Source organism: Deltaproteobacteria bacterium (assembly GCA_016210045.1).
GTDB lineage: Bacteria > UBA10199 > UBA10199.
On the sequence record JACQUX010000041.1, the window covers coordinates 156282 to 176947 of the forward strand.

Annotated in this window: 24 protein-coding genes; 21 read left to right on the forward strand and 3 right to left on the reverse strand. The window is 60.9% G+C overall.

Translation table 11 applies throughout. The features are described from left to right. Positions 1–6: 6 nt before the first annotated feature. The 3 genes from HY696_12815 to pseB are packed head-to-tail and all read right to left on the reverse strand — an operon-like array spanning position 7 to position 3185. Positions 7–993, reverse strand: a complete 987-nt coding sequence (locus tag HY696_12815; protein ID MBI4239282.1) for a Gfo/Idh/MocA family oxidoreductase — start codon at positions 991–993, stop codon at positions 7–9. Continuing rightward, positions 994–2154 carry a UDP-4-amino-4,6-dideoxy-N-acetyl-beta-L-altrosamine transaminase gene (gene pseC, locus HY696_12820; GenBank protein ID MBI4239283.1) on the reverse strand — a complete coding sequence of 387 codons (1161 nt, stop codon included), beginning with the start codon at positions 2152–2154 and terminating at the stop codon, positions 994–996. A gap of 14 nt (positions 2155–2168) precedes the next feature. Then, a complete protein-coding gene (gene pseB, locus HY696_12825; GenBank protein MBI4239284.1) occupies positions 2169–3185 on the reverse strand; it encodes a UDP-N-acetylglucosamine 4,6-dehydratase (inverting) in 1017 nt (338 codons plus the stop codon). 155 nt (positions 3186–3340) lie between these two features. Between pseB and HY696_12830 the strand changes: the two genes are divergently transcribed. The 21 genes from HY696_12830 (at position 3341) to HY696_12930 (ending at position 20665) form a co-directional block, all read left to right on the forward strand. Continuing rightward, positions 3341–4360 (forward strand): class I SAM-dependent methyltransferase, encoded by a 1020-nt coding sequence (locus HY696_12830; GenBank protein ID MBI4239285.1) that lies wholly within the window; start codon positions 3341–3343, stop codon positions 4358–4360. 369 nt (positions 4361–4729) lie between these two features. Further along, complete coding sequence (locus tag HY696_12835) at positions 4730–4987, forward strand: hypothetical protein (GenBank protein ID MBI4239286.1); 258 nt, start codon at positions 4730–4732, stop codon at positions 4985–4987. Positions 4988–5129: 142 nt separating this feature from the next. Next, positions 5130–5495, forward strand: coding sequence for a flagellar basal body rod protein FlgB (gene flgB / locus HY696_12840; protein ID MBI4239287.1), 366 nt, complete (start codon positions 5130–5132; stop codon positions 5493–5495). 105 nt (positions 5496–5600) lie between these two features. Then, entirely contained in the window at positions 5601–6038 is a 438-nt protein-coding gene (gene flgC, locus HY696_12845) for a flagellar basal body rod protein FlgC (GenBank protein MBI4239288.1), read from the forward strand. Beyond that, positions 6038–6340 carry a flagellar hook-basal body complex protein FliE gene (gene fliE, locus HY696_12850; protein MBI4239289.1) on the forward strand — a complete coding sequence of 101 codons (303 nt, stop codon included), beginning with the start codon at positions 6038–6040 and terminating at the stop codon, positions 6338–6340. The genes flgC and fliE overlap by 1 nt, the downstream gene beginning before the upstream one ends. Before the next feature lie 106 nt (positions 6341–6446). After that, on the forward strand, positions 6447–7967 hold the full coding sequence (fliF, locus tag HY696_12855; GenBank protein MBI4239290.1) for a flagellar M-ring protein FliF: 1521 nt from the start codon (positions 6447–6449) through the stop codon (positions 7965–7967). A 26-nt stretch (positions 7968–7993) separates the two neighbouring features. Next, positions 7994–9115, forward strand: coding sequence for a hypothetical protein (locus tag HY696_12860; protein ID MBI4239291.1), 1122 nt, complete (start codon positions 7994–7996; stop codon positions 9113–9115). Between the two features lie 15 nt (positions 9116–9130). Further along, complete coding sequence (locus HY696_12865) at positions 9131–9802, forward strand: hypothetical protein (protein MBI4239292.1); 672 nt, start codon at positions 9131–9133, stop codon at positions 9800–9802. A 21-nt stretch (positions 9803–9823) separates the two neighbouring features. Then, positions 9824–11161 (forward strand): FliI/YscN family ATPase, encoded by a 1338-nt coding sequence (locus HY696_12870; protein MBI4239293.1) that lies wholly within the window; start codon positions 9824–9826, stop codon positions 11159–11161. Then, complete coding sequence (gene fliJ, locus HY696_12875) at positions 11158–11622, forward strand: flagellar export protein FliJ (protein ID MBI4239294.1); 465 nt, start codon at positions 11158–11160, stop codon at positions 11620–11622. Before HY696_12870 ends, fliJ begins: the two co-directional genes overlap by 4 nt. After that, positions 11610–12332, forward strand: coding sequence for a hypothetical protein (locus HY696_12880; GenBank protein ID MBI4239295.1), 723 nt, complete (start codon positions 11610–11612; stop codon positions 12330–12332). The genes fliJ and HY696_12880 overlap by 13 nt, the downstream gene beginning before the upstream one ends. Beyond that, the gene (locus HY696_12885) at positions 12329–13804 is read left to right on the forward strand and encodes a flagellar hook-length control protein FliK (GenBank protein ID MBI4239296.1); all 1476 of its coding nucleotides are present in this window, start codon (positions 12329–12331) and stop codon (positions 13802–13804) included. The genes HY696_12880 and HY696_12885 overlap by 4 nt, the downstream gene beginning before the upstream one ends. A gap of 21 nt (positions 13805–13825) precedes the next feature. Beyond that, on the forward strand, positions 13826–14512 hold the full coding sequence (locus HY696_12890; GenBank protein ID MBI4239297.1) for a hypothetical protein: 687 nt from the start codon (positions 13826–13828) through the stop codon (positions 14510–14512). A 57-nt stretch (positions 14513–14569) separates the two neighbouring features. Then, the gene (locus HY696_12895; protein ID MBI4239298.1) at positions 14570–15832 is read left to right on the forward strand and encodes a flagellar hook protein FlgE; all 1263 of its coding nucleotides are present in this window, start codon (positions 14570–14572) and stop codon (positions 15830–15832) included. A gap of 31 nt (positions 15833–15863) precedes the next feature. Continuing rightward, positions 15864–16565: a flagellar basal body-associated FliL family protein gene (locus tag HY696_12900; protein ID MBI4239299.1), complete on the forward strand. Its 702-nt coding sequence runs from the start codon at positions 15864–15866 to the stop codon at positions 16563–16565. 7 nt (positions 16566–16572) lie between these two features. Then, positions 16573–17529 (forward strand): FliM/FliN family flagellar motor switch protein, encoded by a 957-nt coding sequence (locus HY696_12905; GenBank protein ID MBI4239300.1) that lies wholly within the window; start codon positions 16573–16575, stop codon positions 17527–17529. A 12-nt stretch (positions 17530–17541) separates the two neighbouring features. Next, positions 17542–17853, forward strand: coding sequence for a FliM/FliN family flagellar motor switch protein (locus HY696_12910; protein MBI4239301.1), 312 nt, complete (start codon positions 17542–17544; stop codon positions 17851–17853). Between the two features lie 4 nt (positions 17854–17857). After that, the gene (locus HY696_12915) at positions 17858–18739 is read left to right on the forward strand and encodes a flagellar biosynthetic protein FliO (protein ID MBI4239302.1); all 882 of its coding nucleotides are present in this window, start codon (positions 17858–17860) and stop codon (positions 18737–18739) included. A gap of 181 nt (positions 18740–18920) precedes the next feature. Further along, on the forward strand, positions 18921–19607 hold the full coding sequence (gene fliP / locus HY696_12920; GenBank protein ID MBI4239303.1) for a flagellar type III secretion system pore protein FliP: 687 nt from the start codon (positions 18921–18923) through the stop codon (positions 19605–19607). Next, entirely contained in the window at positions 19604–19870 is a 267-nt protein-coding gene (locus HY696_12925) for a flagellar biosynthetic protein FliQ (GenBank protein ID MBI4239304.1), read from the forward strand. The genes fliP and HY696_12925 overlap by 4 nt, the downstream gene beginning before the upstream one ends. A 33-nt stretch (positions 19871–19903) precedes the next feature. Next, the gene (locus tag HY696_12930) at positions 19904–20665 is read left to right on the forward strand and encodes a flagellar biosynthetic protein FliR (protein ID MBI4239305.1); all 762 of its coding nucleotides are present in this window, start codon (positions 19904–19906) and stop codon (positions 20663–20665) included. Position 20666: the final 1 nt, after the last annotated feature.

Below are 20666 nucleotides of genomic sequence, written 5' to 3' on the forward strand. Positions count from 1 at the left end.
CCTTTGTTACACCGCAAGCCGAACGCCTCCGCGGGCGGCGGAGCGGAGGAGCGCAAACTGCAGCGTTGCGGTGCGGAACGCGTCTTCCATCGTACACAACGGTCGTTTCCGTTGCCGGATGCAGCGCACGAGATCGGCGATGACCGGCGCGAGGTCGCCGGGGTGGCCGGTCGGATGGCGCATGCGACAGGGCGTCAGCGCGCGGTATCCGCTGAAATGCGGATGCTTGGTCGTACGCCATGACTCCAATTGAAAGCCGCTTTGCCCGAGTCGCAGGCGTCCGGTCGTGCCGTAACAATCGATTTCGTAACTGAGATAGCCGCGGGCATCGATCCATTGCAACACGGCGGTGGCTCCGGAACGAAATCCGATCCAGCCGTTGAGTGCATCGGCAGTCCCTGTTGAGGCCGCATGGACCCAGGCCACTTCGCCCAGTAACATCCGCAGTTCGTCGAGCAAGTGGGCGCTCGTGGAGAGAAAATTGCCGCTATATAAGGTGTGGACCGTTTGCAGGCGACCGATGCGGCCGCGGCGCAGCTGCTGCGCCGTCCACTGATGAAGCGGATCCCAGCGCCGGGTGCAGTTACACGTGACGATGGGGCGGTCGCGGCCGAGGGCGCTCCACATGCGCCGCAGTTGTTGGAGCTCTTGGGCGTTGCGACACAGCGGTTTTTCGCACAACAACGCGCGTGGCCGATAGCGTAACAAGCGTCGCAGTAATGCCGCATGGGTTTCCACGGGTGTTGCGAGGCCGATGATGGCCGGACACTCTGTCGCCAACAGCGCGTCGAGATCGTCGTAGACGCGTGTCCCCGGCCAAGCGCGCGCAAAGCGGCGTCGCTGTCCGGCATCCGGATCATAGCCGGCCACCAGTCGACATTGCGGATGTGCGGCCATTGCGGCGGCATGGGTGGCCGTTTTGCCACGCCGCGGATCCTCTTGATACCGACTGGCGATCTGGCCCAGCCCGATGATGGCACATGCGTATGACATTTACGCCCTCGCCGATTGCGCCGCCCACGCACCCAACGACGCGATGACGTGATCTTGTTCCGCATCGGTCATCGCCGGGAAGAGCGGGATCGAGAGCGCGGAGGCGAAGTATGCCTCGGCGTTTGGATAGTGGCGCGGCTCGCACGGCTGCCGGCTTTGATAATACGGATGGCGATAGATCGGGATGTAGTGGAGTTGAACGCCGATGCCCTGTTCCCGCAGCCACACGAAGAGGCGGTCGCGCTGCGCGGCTGGAGTCACATGAATGACGGCGAGATGCTGTGCGGAACGGGTCTCCGCGTTTGGGGCCAGTAGTTGGATGCCGGGGATATCGGTCAGTGCCGCGCAGTAACGTTCGAAGCGGGCTCGGCGGGCGCTAATGAACGGATCGAGTTTCGCCATTTGCGTGCATCCGAGCGCGGCTTGCAGCTCGGTCAGCCGGAAATTAAATCCAAGCGTCTGCATTTCGTAATACCATGGAGGATGTCCGGCGTCGGCCGGTGGACGGACGATCCCGTGATGGCGGCAGGCCGCGAGCCGGTTGTAGAGTTGCGGATCGTTAGTCGTGACCATCCCGCCTTCGCCGGTCGCGATGCTCTTCACTGGATGGAAGCTGAACACGGTCATCCGGCTGTACGCGCAGTCGCCGACGCGACGCCAGCGCGCCCCGGCCGCGTCCCAATATTCCGCTCCCAGCGCGTGGCAAGCGTCTTCAATAATCGTGAGGCCGTGGGCCTGGGCGATAGTGTGGAGCGCGGGCAGATCGGCCGTGGCGCCGGCGAAATGGACCGGGAGTAGGGCCTTGGTGCGCGGGGTCAATGCGGGGAGTACTGTGTCGCGATGGAGCAGCGGAAGTCCTGGTGAGACATCGGCGAACTGTGGCGTAGCTCCGACATAGGCCAGGCAATTGGCCGTGGCGACGAAGCTGATCGCAGGGACGATGCCTTCGTCGCCCGGTCCGAGATCGGCGGCGAGACATGCGGCGTGGAGTGCTGCAGTCCCGTTCGCAAACGCGACCGCGAAGCGAGCGCCGCAATATGCCGCCACAGATTTCTCGAACCGGGGAATGGTCGGTCCTTGCGTAATCAGGTCGCCTCGCAGCACGTGACTGACGGCTGCAATGTCCGTTTCGTCGATGGTTTGATGACTATACGGAATCATAAGTGCTCACGCCGTTATCGCACCGCGAGCAAACTCGGGTCGATGTGGGTCTTCGCGACCAGCTCACGGATCTCTTCCGGCGAGAGCCACCACGCATTCGTGTCACTCGCGTAGCAGAAACCGTCGGGACAGGGCCGTGCCCCGTTGCCTTTGACGGCATGTTGATAATGGTCCCGCCACCAATGAAATTGCGGCGTGATGACAAAGAAATCGTTGAACTCCATGGTGTGGCGGGCATCGTCGACCGGAACCATCACTTCGTGCATTTTCTCGCCGGGCCGAATGCCGACGATCTCTCGGGTGCATCCTGGGGCCAACGCCTCCGCGACGTCGGTCATCCGCACGCTCGGGAGTTTCGGCACAAAGAGTTCTCCGCCCGCCATCATGTCGAAGCAGCGCAACACGAAACGCACCCCTTGTTCGAGGGTGATGATGAAGCGCGTCATCCGTTCGTCGGTGATGGAGATCTTGCCGGTCGCGCGTTGGCGTAAAAAGAGTGGGACTACGCTCCCCCGACTCCCGACTACGTTGCCGTAGCGGACGACGGCGGCACGCGTTTTCCCTTCGCCGACAAGGCTGTTCGACGCGATGAACAATTTGTCGGAGCACAGTTTCGTGGCGCCGTAGAGATTGATCGGATTGGCGGCTTTATCGGTGGAGAGCGCCACGACTTTTTCGACGCCGGCATCAATCGCGGCGGAGATGACGTTGTATCCGCCGATGATGTTGGTGCGGATCGCCTCGAACGGGTTGTATTCCAGCGCCGGGACTTGTTTCAACGCCGCGCAGTGGATCACGAGATCGACGCCGGTCATCGCGCGTTGCAGCCGCTCTTTGTCTCGCACATCGCCGATAAAATAGCGCATGCTCGGACTGCGAAACCGCTCCTGCATCTGTGATTGTTTCAGTTCGTCGCGGCTGAAGACGATGATTTTGCGGGGGTGATATTCTTCAAGTAGGATCTCGATGCATTGTTGCCCGAACGACCCGGTCCCGCCGGTGATCAAGATAGTCTTATTATGAAAGTCCATGTCGACACCCTCCTCGGAAAAAATGACCGACTCGCAATACCAACTTATTATAAGGTAGCAAGCGCTATGCCAGTGATAAACGCCGCGAGCCACTGGAATGTCGGTTTCACCGGCGCGCGGCTTGTGTTAGGTTTGGACCTCATGGGGAGCCCATCGTGACTGATCCTTTGGAATGCGCGGAGGCGACGGACGCGATCCGACCGGCGGCCGTGCACGAGCAATATCAACAGCTGTTACGGGCCGATGTAGCGACATTGTATCAGGACGCGCGGCAGTGGCCGTTGCGGACGTGCCCGCTCTGTGCTGAGGGCGAGGGCCTGTTGCATTGGGAACGCCCGCCGCTGGTGTATCGGCGCTGTGCCGCGTGCGAGCTCGTCTTCCTGAATCCACTCCCGCCGGAATCCGTGCTCGCGACGTATTTTGCCACGGCGCCATCGGCGACCTATTTCCATCAAGTGGTGTTGTCGCAGTCCGCCGCCCGGCGGCAAGCACTCTTGTTTACGCCGCGTATCGCATTGCTTGGTCAATTGGTGCCGACGCCGGCACGCCGCAGCCTCCTCGACATCGGCTGCGCGATCGGGACGTTTTTGGCGGCCGCCGTCACGGCGGGATGGCAGGCGGCTGGGTTGGAACCAAATCAATCGGCCGCAAAACTCGCCTGTGACGCCGGTTTGCGGGTGGCTACTGCGGTTGGTGCGCCGCCGGTCACGTGGCAATCGGGCACCTTTTCCGTGATCAGCGGCTGGGAAGTGATTGCGCATTTGATCGACCCGGTGGCGAGTCTACAAGCCGTCTTGCCATACTTAGCGGATGATGGGTTACTGGTGCTGACGACGCCCAACGCGGACGGACTCGAATATCGCTTGCTCGGGGCGGCGCATGAAAATGTCAGTTTTCCGTTTCTGCAATTTTTTTCACCGCGCACGTTGCAGCAACTCTTTGCACGGCTACATTTGACGGTCGAACGTTTGGAGACGCCGGGGACGATGGATCTTGAGAACCTGCGGGCCCATTATCGGCATGTAGACCGCGCTGGATGGCCGCCCGCAGTGGAGTCGCTGCTCTTCAGCGAGACGGAGTCGGCGCGGCGGTTGCGGACCGAGTGTCAAGCCGCCGTGGCGCGGGCACTAGCCAGCGGCCACATGCTAGGCGTTGCTCGGAAGGCAAAGTGCTAAAGTGTGTTTGCGTAATCGCTTTTAGTGTCCATTTCCCCTCTTGATGTTCGATAGCGCGTGGTTGACCAAATTGATCCACAACGACGGAGAGACTGCTCGTGCTCTCGCCGGGCGGAGGCGCCAGGGGGCCCCAGGGGCTCTCGGAGCCGTTTTCTCCTTGCGTAATCTAATGACGAAAACGGCGAGGGTGAGCGCGCGGCGGCTCGATGCCGTCGCGATAGCGTACCCTGGGGCCCCCTGGCGCCTTCGCCCGGCCCTCGGAACGAGCAAGGACTACTGGAGTGTGCCCTGCGTTTTTCACCAATGTTGCAAACACGTCCTAAAGTTTTCCCTACGAAATGCCGCTTCTGTAGGTAAGAGGCGCTCGATATGGGCAGTCCGGTCATTCAGCAGATCGATTGTCATTCCCCGCGCTCCGATGGGCAGGGCCCACGACCGGAACGGCGGCACGTGGAGGCGGCGGAGCGCGCGCCCGAACCGTCGGACGCGGATGGCTATCTTGGATCGGTGGCGGCTACGGACCTGCATACCTATAACGAATGGGCCTCACATTCGACCGCGTGGGCGGATCGCGTGTTAGGCCTCGACCAACTCGATTTCATCCTCTCCTCGGTAAAATTTTCCTAGTTGGTCTGTTGCCATTGTCCGCGCCGTTGGGCACGTTGAATAATTCCCCTGATTTATCAGCAGTTCTTCTGCGGTACTCCGTGGCATATCAATTGCAAATTTCCAATCGGTTGCGGGATTGGAGGACGATCTGAGTTCGCTCGTGCAGACAATTGATTTGGTGAAACAGTATCTCGATCTGCGCGTCGCGGGACACGCAGTGCATTCGGCCAACTTGGCCAATGCCGATACGCCGCACTTTCAAGCGAAGACCCCTGATTTCAAGGCCACGCTCGATCAGGCGATCGCGACGAAGGCGCACCCGGGTGCCGCGATGCAATCGCCGTGGCGCTTGGAAATGCGGATTCGTCCCGAGACACGCGGCGGGCGGAACGATGGGAACACGGTGCAACTCGAGCAAGAGATGGCGGCGATCGCGCAAAACGGGATCGATTATCAGACCGGATTGCGCATCATCACGAAAGAGCTGGCGATCGCAAAATACGCGATCATGTCGACGACGCGATAACGGCATTACAGGGGCTCGCGTCGCCCCCTCCAGTGGCAAAGCCACTGGAGCCTCCCCCTCAACGCCGCTGTGCGGCTGGGGGGCCCACGCAGGGATGGAGCAAGTATGGGGATGATGGCGGCATTGGGCCTCAGCGCGATGGGGATTCAAGTCCAGCGGCAACGGATGGACATCACTTCGCAGAATCTCGCCAATGCCAGTTCGACCCGCACTCCCGAAGGGGGACCGTATCGGCGCAAAGATGTCGTGATGATGAGCATGCCGATGGAGTTTGAGACGAGTCTCAAGACCTTCATGTTCGGCAACAAGGTGCAGGGAGTGAAAATCACGGATGTCGTGCCCGATCCGACGCCCGGAAAACAGATTTACGATCCGAGTCACCCTGATGCCGACACGAATGGATTCGTCGCGATGCCGAATGTGACCCCGATGCAGGAAATGGTGGATATTTTATCCGCGAGCAAAATTTACGAGGCCAATGTGACGGCGTTTAATTTGGCGAAGCAGATGGTGATGCGCACCTTCGAGATTGGAGTGGCCTAATGGCAACGAATCCGATCACGTCGTTGGGCAGTGCCCTCAATGCGGCGAAAGTGGATCGTGCGGTCCAGGCCCCAGGGAAGGGGTTCGAGCTCGGGCAGGCGGTCACGGACGGGATCACCAACGTCAACGAAACGATGATGCAGGCCCAAAAGGTCTCCGAAGAATACATGACGAAGGGGACGCATGACATCCATGAAGTGGTGATCGCGTTGGAGCAAGCGGACTTGTCGTTTCGCTATCTGACGCAGGTCCGGAACAAAGTGATCGAGGCGTACAACGATATTATGAGAATCCAGGTGTAGCGTGAGATGGGGGGTGTCGGGGGGAGCGGGGCGCCCCCCGACTTTAGCGAGCGACCGGCTTCGCCGGCGCGAGCGAAACGATATTATGAGGATCCAGGTATAAGCTATGGGCAATCTCTTCGACAAAATCGGGCAAGTGATCGGCCAACTGTCGCTGATGCGGAAGTTGACGATGGGGATCGTGTTGGCCCTCTCGGTCGGCGTTGTCGGCTACATGGTCCATGTGGCGCGCCAGGCCTCGCTGGAGCCGCTCTTCACCAATCTCAATTCGGACGATATCGGCGAGATCGTCACTCGTCTCGACAAGCAAGGCATTCATTACGAACTCGATCGCGACAAGCGCACCGTGATGGTCCCGGCGCCGGATGTGTTGAAAGTGCGACTGAAATTGGCGGAGGAAGGTCTGCCGCGATTCGGCGGGGTCGGCTTTGAACTCTTCGATCGCAGCGGATTCGGCATGTCGGAGTTTGAACAGCGGGTCAATTATCAGCGCGCGTTGGAAGGCGAACTGACGCGGACGATCGGCAGCATCCGGGAAGTGGAGAACGTGCGCGTTCATTTAGTGTTGCCGGAGAAGTCGTTGTTTGCCGACAGTCAACAAGAGGCGAGTGCCTCGGTCGTATTGAAATTGGGGAATGCAGGGACGTTGAGCCAAGCAACGGTACGGTCGGTGCAAAATCTCGTGGCGAGCGCGGTCGAAGGCCTCGATCCGGGCAAAGTGACGATCGTCGATACGGCGGGACATTTGCTGACCAGCGCGGGTGGCGATGCGTCAGTCGCGGCAGGGTCGCAAGTGCTGGATCAGAAGCTGCAGATTGAGCGCAATTACGAACGCCGGATTGTCGAACTGCTGACGCCGGTCGTCGGGCTCAGCAAAGTCTTGGCGCGGGTGACGGCGACCATCGACTTCACGCAAACGGAAAATACGGATGAATCGGTCGATCCACAGAAAGTCGCCGTGTTGAGCGAGTCGCGGACCTCGGCCAAACGGAGCGAGTCGGCGGGAGGCGTGGGCGGTGCGGCCGGCGCGGCGGCGAATGTGCCGGGCGGCGGTGGGGCCGGTGCGAGTGGGTCCGGCGGCTCTTCGGATGAGTCGACGGAACAGATCCAATACGCCGTGAGCCGGACGATCCTGAAAAAAGTGACGCCGATTGGCGCCGTGCAGAAGCTTTCGGTCGCGGTATTGGTGGACGGGATGTACGACGAGAAGGACGGCAAGAAAACGTATAAGGCGCGCGATCAGAAGTCGATCACACAAATTGAAGAGTTAGTGAAGCGGGCGATCGGCTTCGATCAAGAGCGCGGCGATCAATTAAAAGTCGAAAATCTCGAATTCCAAAATCCGGAGTCGGAAATGAGGGCGGGCGATGCCGCGTTCGCTAAACGCACCACGTCTGGTTTCCTCATTTCGGTGATCGGCAACGTGCTGGTCGTCGTGGTCGGTCTGTTAGTGATCCTCTTCGTCGTGCGCCCGCTGATGCAGAGTTGGCGCGCGTCCCGCGTCCCGCAGTTGGGGCCTGGCGGAACGCCACTGTTGCTGGAAGGCGGAGTCGGTGGGGACGTCGGCACCATGGTGCGTGCCGATCCGACCGCCGCCGCTAATGCGATTCGACAATGGTTGCAGTGATGCGCTGCTGAGGCGCTGAAAAAAATATGGCGACTGAAACGACAGCCACTACGCCCGCGCGCCCCTTGACCAAGATGGAAAAGGTGGCGGTCTTGTTGCTCAGTATGGATGAGCAAACCTCGGGACAGATCGTGAACGCGTTGCGGGACGACGAGATCCGTAAAGTGGGGAGTGCATTATTGCGTTTGAAAGAAATACCGGCTGCGCAGATTCAGGCCGTAGTGTCGGAATTCAGCAAGGAAGTGGTGACGCGTCGTGCCGAAGGACAGCGCGTGCCGGAGCAGATCGCGGTCGATGGCGAACGGCTGACGGAGCGCTTCTTGAGTCGCACGTTGAGTCGCGGGCGGAGTCAGCAGATCTTGCAGACGCTGAAAAACCCGGTGCTCGGCGGCGAGCAAGTCGATTTGCGGCAACTGGTCAATGCGCAGACGCCGGAAGTCCTGTTCGAAATTGTGGCCAACGAACATCCGCAAGTGATCGCGCTCGTGCTCTCGTGTGCAAAGCGCGCGACGGCCAAGGCGGTGCTGACGAAATGTCCGGAGGAGCAGCGCACCGAGTTGATTACGCGGATGGCGGCGTTGGAGCGGGTGCAGGACCACGTGGCGCGCGACGTTGGCGGGTATTTCCAGATGCGATTGCGGGAGCGGGCTGCGGCGGCCGCGCAGGCGGGAGAGGATGGCGCCCCGGCTGTGGCGGCACAGGCCGGCGCGGGACAAGAGCTGACGCTCGAGGGCTTGGGGAGCACGGTGAAGTTGTTGAAGAGTCTGCCGGTCGAAGAGCGGGATAAAATTGTCGAAGCCCTCACTACGGCCAATCCGGAATTGGGGGCGCGGATCGCGAAGCTGATGTTCACGATGGAAGACTTGGAACGTTCCGACGACTTCGGCGTCCGTGAATTGTTGCGTAACGTCACCAACGACGACTTGAAGGCCGCGTTGAAGAATCAGTCGGAGACGCTGAAAGAGCGGTTCTTCAAAAACATGTCGGAACGCGCGGCGCTGATCATGCGGGAAGATATGGAAGTGATGCCGCCGCTCAAGGTGGAAGATATCGAGGCGGCGCAGGAGCGGATTCTCGATGCGGCGAAGAAGTTGATCAAAGAAGAAAAGTTGAAGTTGACGCCGGTCCCGGATGAGGACGCGGCCTAACGAGGAGCAGAGTCGATGAGCGCATTTCGCGAAACCCCGATGACGCAGACACAAGCGGCGCAGATGCCAGACGCTGCAGCGGACTATCAAGGGCTGGGTGTTGAAGAGCTGGCCCGTCCGCAAGCTGTAGCGCCCTCGGAGCTGGAGCTGGCACGGCACGCGATTGAGCAAGAGCAGCAACGCTGCGCGGCCCTTGAGGAGTCGCTGCAGGCCGCGATCGCCGCCTTACAGAGCGCAGTCGCGGAATTGCGGCAGGCGGAGGCCCGTCTAGTGACAGACGCGCCGGCAGAGTTGACGGAAATCGCGTTGCTGCTGTCGGAGCGGATCATTGAGCACGAACTCTGCATCAATCCGGAGATCATCGTGCAGTGTGCGAAGGCCGTATTGAACGAGCCGCGCTCGCAAGGGGAAGTCCTGTTGTGTCTGAGCCGTGCGGATGTGGAGTTGTTGAAAGAAAAAAATCCGGATGCGCTGCAAGCGCTCGAGCAAGAGGCGAACGTGCGGTTTGTGGCCGATGATCAATTGCCGCGCGGCGTCTGTCGGTTGGAGGGGGCCGGGTTCCGGCTAGAGGCCAACATCCCGCGCCGCTTGGCCGCCGTGTGGGAGGAAGTGACGGCGCGGACGGCGCAGCAGCGGGCCACGGCGGATATGGGCGCCGCGACGGGAACCGGCGTCAAGACGCCATAAGATAGATTGGGGAGTGTCGGCATGAGTGGGTGGGTTCCCAAAGATCCGTTTATCGGCGCAGTGGCGCGGATGCCGCGGCTGTTCATGGCCGGCGAAGTGAGCCGCGTGCTCGGCTTGATCGTCGAAGGGCGGCTGCCGCGCGTGCCGGTTGGGGCGCTGTGCCAAATTCGGCGCCAAGCCGCGCCCGAGGTCCCGCCCATTCCAGCCGAAGTGATCGGGCTCAAGGGGGAGACGGCCGTGCTGATGCCGATCGGCGAAACGACGGGCATTGCGGTCGGCGATGCGATCGAGCCGGTGCGGGATGCCGCGACGGTGAAAGTGACGGCGGATCTGTTGGGACGTGTGATCGATGGCTGCGGCGAGCCGATGGATGGTGGACCGGCGTTGCGGCAAATACACGAATATCCGCTCTACGCCGGGACACAAAATCCGGTGATGCGACAACGGATTCAACAGCCGCTCAGTCTCGGGATTCGCGCGATCGACGGCTTCCTGTCGTGCGCGGTCGGGCAGCGCGTCGTTATTATGGCCGGCTCCGGCGTCGGCAAGAGCACGTTGATGGGGATGATTGCGCGCAATGCAGACGCGGATTTGAACGTGATCGGGCTGATCGGCGAGCGCGGGCGCGAGGTGCGGGAATTTATCGAAGAGAGTCTCGGCGCCGCTGGATTGGCGCGTTCTGTGGTGATTGTGGCGACGTCGGATGCGCCGCCGTTAGTGCGGATGCGCGCGGCTTTTGTCACGACGAGCATCGCGGAATATTTTCGCGACCAAGGGAAGACCGTCTTGCTGATGATGGATTCCCTGACGCGGTTCGCGATGGCCTCGCGCGAAGTGGGCTTGGCGTTGGGTGAACCGCCGACGATGAAAGGCTACACGCCGTCGCTATTCAGCCAATTGCCGCGGCTGCTGGAACGAGTTGGGACGAGCGCCGGCCAGGGGCACATCACGGGGCTGTATACGATCCTGACTGAAGGGGACGATTTGATGGACCCGATCGCCGATGCAGTCCGCGCGATCGTGGATGGGCATATTGTGTTGACGCGCAAACTGGCCGTGATGAATCACTATCCGCCGATCGACGTGCTGCAGAGCCTCTCGCGGGTGATGGATTGCGTGACGACGACGGAACATTTGCAGGCGATGCGCCACGTCCGCCGCGCGTATGCGCTGTATCAAGAGATGGAAGACTTCATCAAGATGGGCGTCTACAGCGCGGGCAAAAATCCGCAGCTCGATCAGGCGATCGCGCAGATCGGCGCCATTCAAGAATTTCTGCAGCAACGAGTCGAAGAGCGGACAGCGTGGTCCGAAACGGTCGCGCGACTCCAACAGATTGCCGAGGAGGTGGGTGTATGAAACGCTTCCGCTTTCGTCTCGAGGGGTTGTTCCGGTATCGGCGGGAACAGGAGCGCGAAGCCGTGTTGGAAGTCCAACGCGTGCGGCGCGAAATGGATGCGGCCGAACAACGGATTGTAACGTTGCAGGACGAGCGTGGGGCCTGGATGCGCGTCTACAGTGAAACGGGGCGGAAAGAGAACGCCACGCGGGAGTTGTGGCTGATCGAACAATATTTTTCCGCGATCGATCAACAAGTCGCGCACTTTACCGTATTGGCGCGTCGGTGGCGGGAGGAGTTGGATCGGGTCATCGAACTCGCGCGCGGCGCGATGCGGGCGCGGCGTCAAGTCGAATATTTACGGGAACGCCAGGCCGCGGAATACCAGTCGGAAGTGCGACGCGCGGATTTACGGTTGACCGACGAGATGAACAGTCTGCGATATCGGGATGTCGAGGAGCGGCGCGCATGGGCACAATAACCAGCATGCGGCATCTTGTGTGGTGCGGCGTCTGCGTGGGCCTCGTGCTGGGCGCGAGTGTCGGATCGGCGGAAGACGCGATTTTCGCGCCGCCCGTGGCCTCGCTGCCGTCGGCGCCGGTGCCGCCAGGCAATCCGGCCAGTTTCGATAACGTGTTGGCCGAGATCCAGCGGATCGATCTCATAACGAAAGGGAATGCGTTGTATGTTGATCTGCAGCACGAATTGGAGCGCGAGCGAATTCTGCAAGAACGACGCTTCAGCGTGGGCATTCTAGTGGGGGAATATCAGCAACGCACTCAAGAGCTCGAACAGCTCCGCCAGCGGATGGATACGTTGCAGCAAGGCGTCGGTGGGCAGCTGGGGAAACAAGTCGATGGTAACGACAATTTAAAACTCCTGATTACGCTGTATGAATCGATCAAGCCGAACGAGGCTGCGGAATTATTGAAGCGGCTGCCGCTCGGCGTGAGCGTCACGATGATGCAGCGGATGAGTCCGCGCAAGGCGAGCAAAGTCTTATCGGCGCTGGATCCGAAAGTGGCGGCGGAGATCAGTCGCCGATTGATTCGCAATCCGACGGCGGCGTTGAGCGTGGAGCAAGTCGCCGCAGCCACCGCCGCAGCGGCGGGACGGACTCCCCCCTCCGGGGTTCCGTCGGCGCCTGGGGCCGCGACATCCGCCTCGCCGGCGGGAGGAGGCCAGCCATGAGTATAGGACGGCTCGAGCGCGTCGATCCTTTAGCGCAGCGCATCGCCGCTGCCGGCGGCGGGCAGGGTGCGGATTTTAGACAAGATCCGCGCGGCGGTTTTGAATCGCTGTTGCAGTTGGCAAAAAGTGCGAACGGCGCGGTGAAGGCGGCGAGTTCCGGGACGGCCGCTCCGACGGCGAAGGCGACCGAAGTGCGGGAACAAGACGCCGAAGTGCAGGGACCATCGGAAACCGTGTCGAGTGTCGCGGCGCAACCGACGTCGGGCGACGTGGCGCGCGACGCGGAGCGTGAGGCCGCCGAAACGGCCGCGCCACCGCGCGAGCCCGTGGACGTGGTGCCGGCGGATGACGCGGAGGCGCGAGACGATAGTGAAACCACACCGACGGCGGCGCTGGTCGTTCAGACTGAATTGATGTTGAGCGCGTTGTTGGCGCCGGCGCCAGGGCCAGTGCCAGCGGTTGTGCCGCTCCCTGATGTGAACGCCGAGCCGCCGATCGAAGCAACGGTCAGTGCCGCGTCGGAGACCGCGCCGGTTGTGGAGACGCCGTCTGTGATGGTCGCACTGCCGGTGGTGGAGCAGGCCCCTGTCCAGACGTTGTCGGAGCAGCAAGCGCAGCAGGAGACGGTGCAGCGAGGACAACAGCGTGCCGCGCAGCAGCTGCGATCCAACAATGCCCGTTGGCGCGACATGGAAAATGAAGCCGCTGCGGCTGCGGCATTGCGCACTGCGGATGCCGAAACAGACGAGCTGCAACAGCGAGCGGCTCCTGCGCGGCACATCGAAGATGCGATCGATACCGAAACGTTGTCGTCGTTGCGGGATGGCGTTCCGCAAGCGACGACGGATGCGATGGCCGCGGAAATGTTGAACATTGAAGCGCACAATCCGACGCGGCTGATCCAGGGAGAGTTGGCGCCATTTGAGTTGCCGCCGCGTGATCTGGCCAACGTGATCACGGCGCAGGCGCATGACGGTTCCGCCACCGCCGAGGCCATGCGTGAGGCCGCGCGGGCGATGGCGCAAAGTGCAACGACCGACACTGCGGCGAATCGAATGGCGGACTTGGAATCGGTCGCTGCGCAAGCGCGGGAGACAATCTTAGCAGGCGTGCGCGCGCGGCGCGGAGAGACGGAGTTGCAACTCGATCCGCCGGAATGGGGACGGATCGCGGTGCGGATCGCCGTTGATCAACACAAAGCGGTCAATGTGGCGATCCTGACCGAACGTCCGTTCGTGCGCGAGGCGCTGGAACAGAGTCTGCTCCAATTGCGCGCGGCGCTGGAGCAGCAAGGTCTGCAGTTGGGGCAAATGAATGTCGGGCTCGGCGGCGAACAGTCGTGGGCCCAGCATTTGGCAGAATGGCGTCAATTAACCAGCGCCGCCGTCGGTCCGCGTTGGGGCGGTGCGCATCCCGCTGCCACGGGCGTTTCCAGTTTGCATCGTACCGAAGGGTTCAACGCGATTGCCTGAACCGCAGCATATGGAGGCACTATGAATAGTAATGACATTACCGCGCTGACCCGCAGCACCGACAGTCGGGACGTCCCGAACAGTGCCGGGCGCAGCGCGAGTTTGGGGAGTCTCGGCGGGCAAAAGGATCAGTTTCTCAAATTGTTGTTGGCGCAATTGAAGCATCAAGATCCGTTGCAGCCGCCGGACGCCAGTAAGTTCAGCCAGGAAATGATCCAATTTGGCCAGCTGGAGCAGTTGTTCAATCTGAATAACTCGATGGAGCAGATGGCGACGATGCAAAACTCCGCGCAGCGAGCGGAAGCGATCGGCCTGATGGGCCGCAAGGTCGACTTGCGCGGCGATACGATGCAAATCGCGGAGGGGAAGGCGTCCGACATCGGCTTCAAGTTGCAGGCGCCGGCGGAGAAGGTCACGATTGAAGTCGTCGATCAGCAAGGGCACGCGTTGCGCACCATCGAGCTGGATGCGCAGGCGGTCGGGACGCATTCCGTTCCATTCGACGGCAAAGACGACAACGGCAACGTGCTGGCCGATGGGACGTATGGACTCCGCTTCGAAGTCCCGGGCGGGATGGAGACGCAGCGCACGCTGACGCCGCTGGTGCGCGGCGAAGTGACCGGCGTCTCGTTTGATGCCCAAGGTGTCTTGTTAACGGTGGATGGTCGGACGCTGCCGATGGATCAGATCATCGGCGTGAGTATGTGAAGGGAGTGCGTAAGTGCTTCAGTGCGTGAGTGCGTAAGTCATACATAAGGAGGAACTATGGGTATCTTTAGCGCGCTGTTCTCCGGGGTCAACGGGATCAACTCCAACGGGTCCGTGGTCTCGGTGATCGGTGACAATATCGCGAACGTGAACACGGTCGGCTACAAGGCCAGCCGCGCATCGTTCGAAGATATCCTCGCCGGCAGCGAGTCGAACGTCGGCTTGGGATCGCGTATCTCTTCCGTCGATCCGTTGTTTGGCCAAGGCGGATTCGAGTCCTCCAGCTCCGTGACCGATATGGCGATCGACGGCAACGGATTCTTCATGGTGGAAAACGCCACCGATTCGTCGGCGTTCTATTCACGCGCCGGACAGTTCCATATCAATAAAGACGGCTTCATCGTGAATGCGAACGATGAGCGGCTGCAGGGCTATCAAGTCACCAGCGGCGCGATCACGTCGAACGTCGATAGCCTGGTCGTCTCGCAAGCGCCGGTGCAACCGAGTTCGTCGAGTACGATCAGTGTCGATGCGAACTTGAATTCCAATTCCACGGCGCCTGCGGCCTTCAGTGCCGCGAATCCGACCGGGACCTCGAACTTTTCGGCCGGTGTCACGGTCTACGATTCGTTGGGGAATAGCCACTTGGTGACGATTTATTTCCGCAAGACGGCGACGAACGAATGGCAATGGTATTCGTTGGCGAACGGCGCGGAAGTTACCAACCCGACGTCGGGCGTCAATTATGTCGGCGGTAGCGGGACGTTGTCCTTTAATAATAGTGGCGCGCTCACGTCCGGGAGCACCTCGGCGGCCTTTACGTTCCTCGGCGCGGCGTCGCAGACGCTCACGTTCGACTTCGGCACCGGCACCGCGGCTTCCGGTACCGGCCTTGACGGTGTGACCCAGTTCGGGAGTTCGTCGGCCATCAGTAATATCTCCCAAAACGGCTATGCCTCGGGATCGCTGCTGAGTATCGATGTCTCGAGCTCGGGCACGATTACCGGCAACTATTCGAACGGCACTACGCAGACGCTGGGACAAGTGGCGATCGCGACATTTTCCGATCAACAGCAGTTGCGCCGCGTCGGAAATAATAATTTCCAGGAAACGCTAAATTCCGGTTCGCCGCTGATCGGCGCGCCGGGGAGTTCGGGGAAGGGGACGATCGTTTCGAGCACGTTGGAACAATCCAACGTCGACTTGGCCAACGAATTGATCCGGATGGTGATCATCCAGCGTGGGTTCCAGGCCAACTCGCGAACAATTGCGACCGTGAACGATCTGCTGGCTCAGCTCGTGACGTTGGGACAAGGCTAAGCCGGCGGAGCGCGCGCAAAACGGGGGGGATATGGCCGAGGAAGAAAAAGAGAAAGAAAAAGCGCCCGATGCGGAGGATGCGGCACCAGCAGCGCCTTCGTTCGTGAAACGGTTATTGGCATCGCCGATTTTTGTCGTCGTGGCGGCGGTCTTGGGTGGCGTGCTCGGCGCGGGTGGAATGATGATGTTTGGATCGAAACCGCCTCCGGCAGCGCCACCGGCCGCAGCGGCAGCCGCCAAAGGAGCTCCGGCTGCGCACGGTGAGGCCGCGAATGAGGGCCACGAAGCCGCCCCGGTTCCGGAAGTTGCCAAGTCAGAGGCCGCGCATGGTGAGCCGGAAGGCGACAATCCGAAGGTCAGCGAGGCGGCGGTGGCGGAGCCGGAGACTGGCGAGGCCGTCGGCGAAGGGGAGCATGGCGGCGAGGCCGGCGAAGCGATGAAATATAAATTTGACCCATTCGTGATCAACGTCTTTGAGAAAAATTCGATTCACTATTTGAAGCTCCAAGTGGAAGTGAACACCAGCGCGGCAGCGACACCGGAGGAAATTAAGGCCAAGCTCCCGCAGCTGCGCGACGCATTGATCTTCATGGTGAGCGATATGACGATGCGCGAGATCGTCTCGGTCGGCGGCAAGATGTTGCTGAAGGAAGAAATGGCCACGACGTTTAACAAAATGTTGACCACGGGGAAGATCACGAAGGTCTTTTTTACGGAATTTACGATCCAATAGGCGCGACATGACGGAACCGATCCTTAATCCGGAGGAGATCCAGGACTTGCTGAAAGAGCCGACGCCGGTCGGCGAGATCGGCCGGCTCTGGAACGGCGAGACGATTTCCTACGATCTGCTGCAGAGCGGGGCCAAGAATGAAGAACAATTGGAGAAGCTGGTCGCCGTGCAGACGCCGGCGGCGGCGGCGATGGCCAAGGGGATGAAGGAATGGAGCGGATTGCCGCTGACGGTCACGTTCAGTGCCCATCAACTTGTGCCGATGTCGGATGTGATTGCGGAAGTTTCCCTGGACCGCACACTGTTCGCGGTGTGGAGCGATACCGCGCAAGGTCTCAGCGGTGCAGTGCTGTTGGATCGGGCGCTTTTTTTTCGCCTCTTTACCGCGATGCTGGGCGGGGCGGGGAGCGGTGAACGCACCGGCGCGCTCACCGCGTTGGAGCGGGCGTTTCTCGATCGGTTCCTCGCCCATATTTTTGGACCGTTGACCGAAGTGTGGCAACGGGTGCGGACCATCGACTTCGCGGTGCAAGAGATCTTGATACAGCAGGCGCAACTTGGGGCGCTCGGCTGGCATTTCGACGGCATCAAAGCGGTGCTGACCGCGCAAGTGGACGGCGAGCCGCAGCCGGCGGGGACGATCACGCTGCTGTTGCCGCGGGAATTATTGACCGCGATGAGCGACATGGGCGCGGTGTCGGAAGAAGCCGCGCAGGAAAAGGCGCAGCTGGATCGGCAATGGCAAGGCGCAGTGCATGGTGCGATCGGCGGCACGCCGGTCCCGATTGCAGTGGAACTCGGCACCACGCGTGCGTCGATGGAGCGGGTGCTGAAGCTGGCCGTCGGCGATGAGCTCCCGTTGCAATTGTCGGAAGCGGGGCATCCGGTGTTGGTGAACGGACATGTCGTGTTTCAGGCCACGATCGGCACTGTCAACGGACAACGCGCGATCAAGATTGTTTGATGTGGAGGATGTATGGCGGAAGAAGGCGCAACGGGAACGGCGACAGCTGAGGCGGGAATCGATGGAGTGACCGGCGATGTCTCTTTTCTGTACGACGTGCCGGTCACGATGCAAGTCATGCTCGGCGAGGCCACGTTGACGATCGGCGATATCATGAAGTGCGGCAAAGGGTCGGTGATCCCGCTGAAGCAAAAGGTGGGCGACCCTTTTGTGGTCTTGTTACAAAATCGTGTAATCGCCGAAGGTGAAGTCGTGGCGGCCGGCGAACATCTTGGGATCAAGATTACCAACGTGCATCGCAGCCAACCGGCTGCAAAGGAGTAAAAGTATGCAGAAGACCATCCATTGGATCATGCGCAGTGTTGGCATCGTGCTGCTGTCGTGCAGCGCGGGCGCGTGGGCCGGGACCGCGGATATTCTGATCGATCCGTTCGCCAACACCGCGGCTGAAGCAACCACGATGTTGCCGACCGATGCGGCGGTATCGACGGCGTCGCCCACCGTCCGTTCGCCAGTGCGGGAAACGATTTCCGTCGCGACGCCGAGCACGGATGCGCCGGCCGCGCGCGAGGCCGCCGGCGTGACGTCCGCTGTACCGGCGGCCGCCGCGACCGGCCCGTGGGATCTGCCGTGGTTGCGCGCGTTCGTCGCGTTCCTGTTCGTCGCGTCGCTGATTGTCGTAGTCGGCACGATCGCGCGCCGTTTATTGCACAACGGTTCCGGCTTCCTGGGGAAGCGGGCGTTGCCCGTACGTGTGGTGCAGACGCTCCCGCTCGGCAGTAAGCGCACGATGTATGTCGTCGACTTCGAAGGCACGCAGTTGTTGATCGGCGCTGCCGGATCGCAGCTCCAATTGTTGCATGCGAAGCCGACGACCATCGCAGAGACGATCATTCCGCCGCGTGCGCGGCCGACCGCCGCCGCGACCAATGGACGCGCGCATGCGGCGATGACGGGGACGATGAGCGCCACTGCTGTCGCGCCGGAAGCGCGCAACGCCGTGATGGAGCTCTCGCGTCCGCTCACGACGTCGACGGACACGCCGATGCCGTCGACCAACGGCGACGCCATCGTCTCCGAGACGCCAGTCGAGCGTGCCGACGCGGCGATCCACGTTTCCGGTCTCAGCGCGCAGATTCGCTCCGTAGTGCAATCGTTGCGACCGATCGGCGTACGGACCGCCAGTTCGAGTAACGGCTCGACGATATAAATGAGCCCCGGATTATTGTGGGGCCTTTTTCCCCTCTCCCTTTGGGGAGAGGGCGAGGGTGAGGGGGAGGAATCAAGCGGATGATTGCACTGGCGGCCTCCCCCTCACCCAACCCTCTCCCCAAAGGGAGAGGGAAGTGGATGCCCCGCCCTCAGAGGCGGGGTGCATTGAATGGCACGCTATGAACGAATTGGCCCTTTCCAGTTTGAATCTGACGATCGGCGGCGGCACCGGAACCACCGAGGTCGCCGCAGCGATGAAGATCTTTTTGTTTCTCACGATCCTCTCGTTGGCCCCGGCCATTCTCCTCACCATGACGTCGTTCACGCGCATCGTCGTGGTGTTGTCGTTCTTGCGCCAGGCGATGGGCGTTGCGCAATCGCCGCCGAATCAAGTCTTGGTGGGACTCGCGCTGTTCCTGTCGGTCTTCCTGATGGCGCCGGTGTTGAAACAAGTCCACGAGGAGGCGGTCAGTCCGTTTATGGCCGGACAGATGGACTACAAGGCCGCGCTTGACAAGGCGAGTACGCCGCTCAAACGCTTCATGTTTGCGCAGACGCGGCAGAAAGACATCGAATTGTTGCTCGAATTGAGCAAAGGCGAGCGTCCAAAAGATCTGTCGGAACTCTCGATGAGCGTCATGATGCCGGCCTTCGTGTTGAGCGAACTCAAGACGGCGTTCGAGATCGGATTTCTCATTTATCTCCCGTTCGTGATGATCGACATGGTGGTCGCGATGGTGTTGCTGACGATGGGGATGATGGTCTTGCCGCCGATCATCGTCTCGCTGCCGTTCAAGATCATGCTCTTTGTGTTGGTGGATGGCTGGAATTTGGTCGTGGGGTCGTTATTGCGGAGTTTTAAATGACTACGCAATTCGTCGTCGATCTGGCGCGCGAAACCATTTTCACGGCACTGTGGGTCGTGGGCCCGTTGATGGCGGTCGGCTTCGTGGTCGGGATGATCGTCAGCGTGGTCCAAGCCGTGATGCAGTTGCAGGAAGTGACGCTCGGCTTTGTGCCGAAGATCGTCGCGCTGGGGGCCGCGCTAATCGCCTTCGCGCACTGGATGCTGGACCAACTGATGCGGTACACGCAATTGTTATTAGGCGGGTTTGATCGGTTATTGTGATCAGTCCTACCCAGAACGGTGAACGGAAGAACGATGCTGGGACTTGAATCATTATTGCAAATTGCGTTGGCCGCGTGCCGGATCGGCGGCTTGGTGATCGCGATGCCGGTCTTCGGTGCGGGCCCGATCCCGCCGCAGACGAAATTCCTGTTCACGATTGCGATCGCGGCGATGTTGCATGGGCTGATGCCGCCGGTCCCGCAGGCGCTGTGGGCCGATGAAGGCGCGATGGTCCTCGTGATCGCCCGCGAACTGGGGATCGGACTGTTAGTCGGCTACTCGGCGCGGCTGCTGTTTTTAGTGGTCAGTATGTCGATGGAATTCGCCGGCCTCCAAATGGGGTTCGCTGTGGCCAATCTTTTCGATCCGCAGAACAACACCCAAGTCTCGGTGCTCGGCCAACTCGCCGTGGTGCTCACCGTCCTCTTCTTCTTCGCGACGAATTTGCATCATGACTTGTTTCGTACCGTGGTCCGGAGTTTTCAAGTGTTGCCGCCGGCCCTCCCCAGCTGGGACGGCGGCAAGCTGGGGGAGCAGCTCACGCAGTTTCTTAGCATCGCCTTCGGGTTGGCGTTGCGCGTGGCATTGCCGGTACTCGTCACCATGCTGCTGATCAATTTGCTGATGGGCGTTATTTCCCGCACCGCGCCGCAAATGAATCTCTTTTTCAACGTTTCGTTCATCGTGACCATCGTGACCGGCCTGTTGCTCGTCGCATTGACCTTCCCACGCCTGTTGCTGATGGTGCGCGGTTTCAACGAACGCATGCTCGCGCATGGATATGGTTTATGGTGAT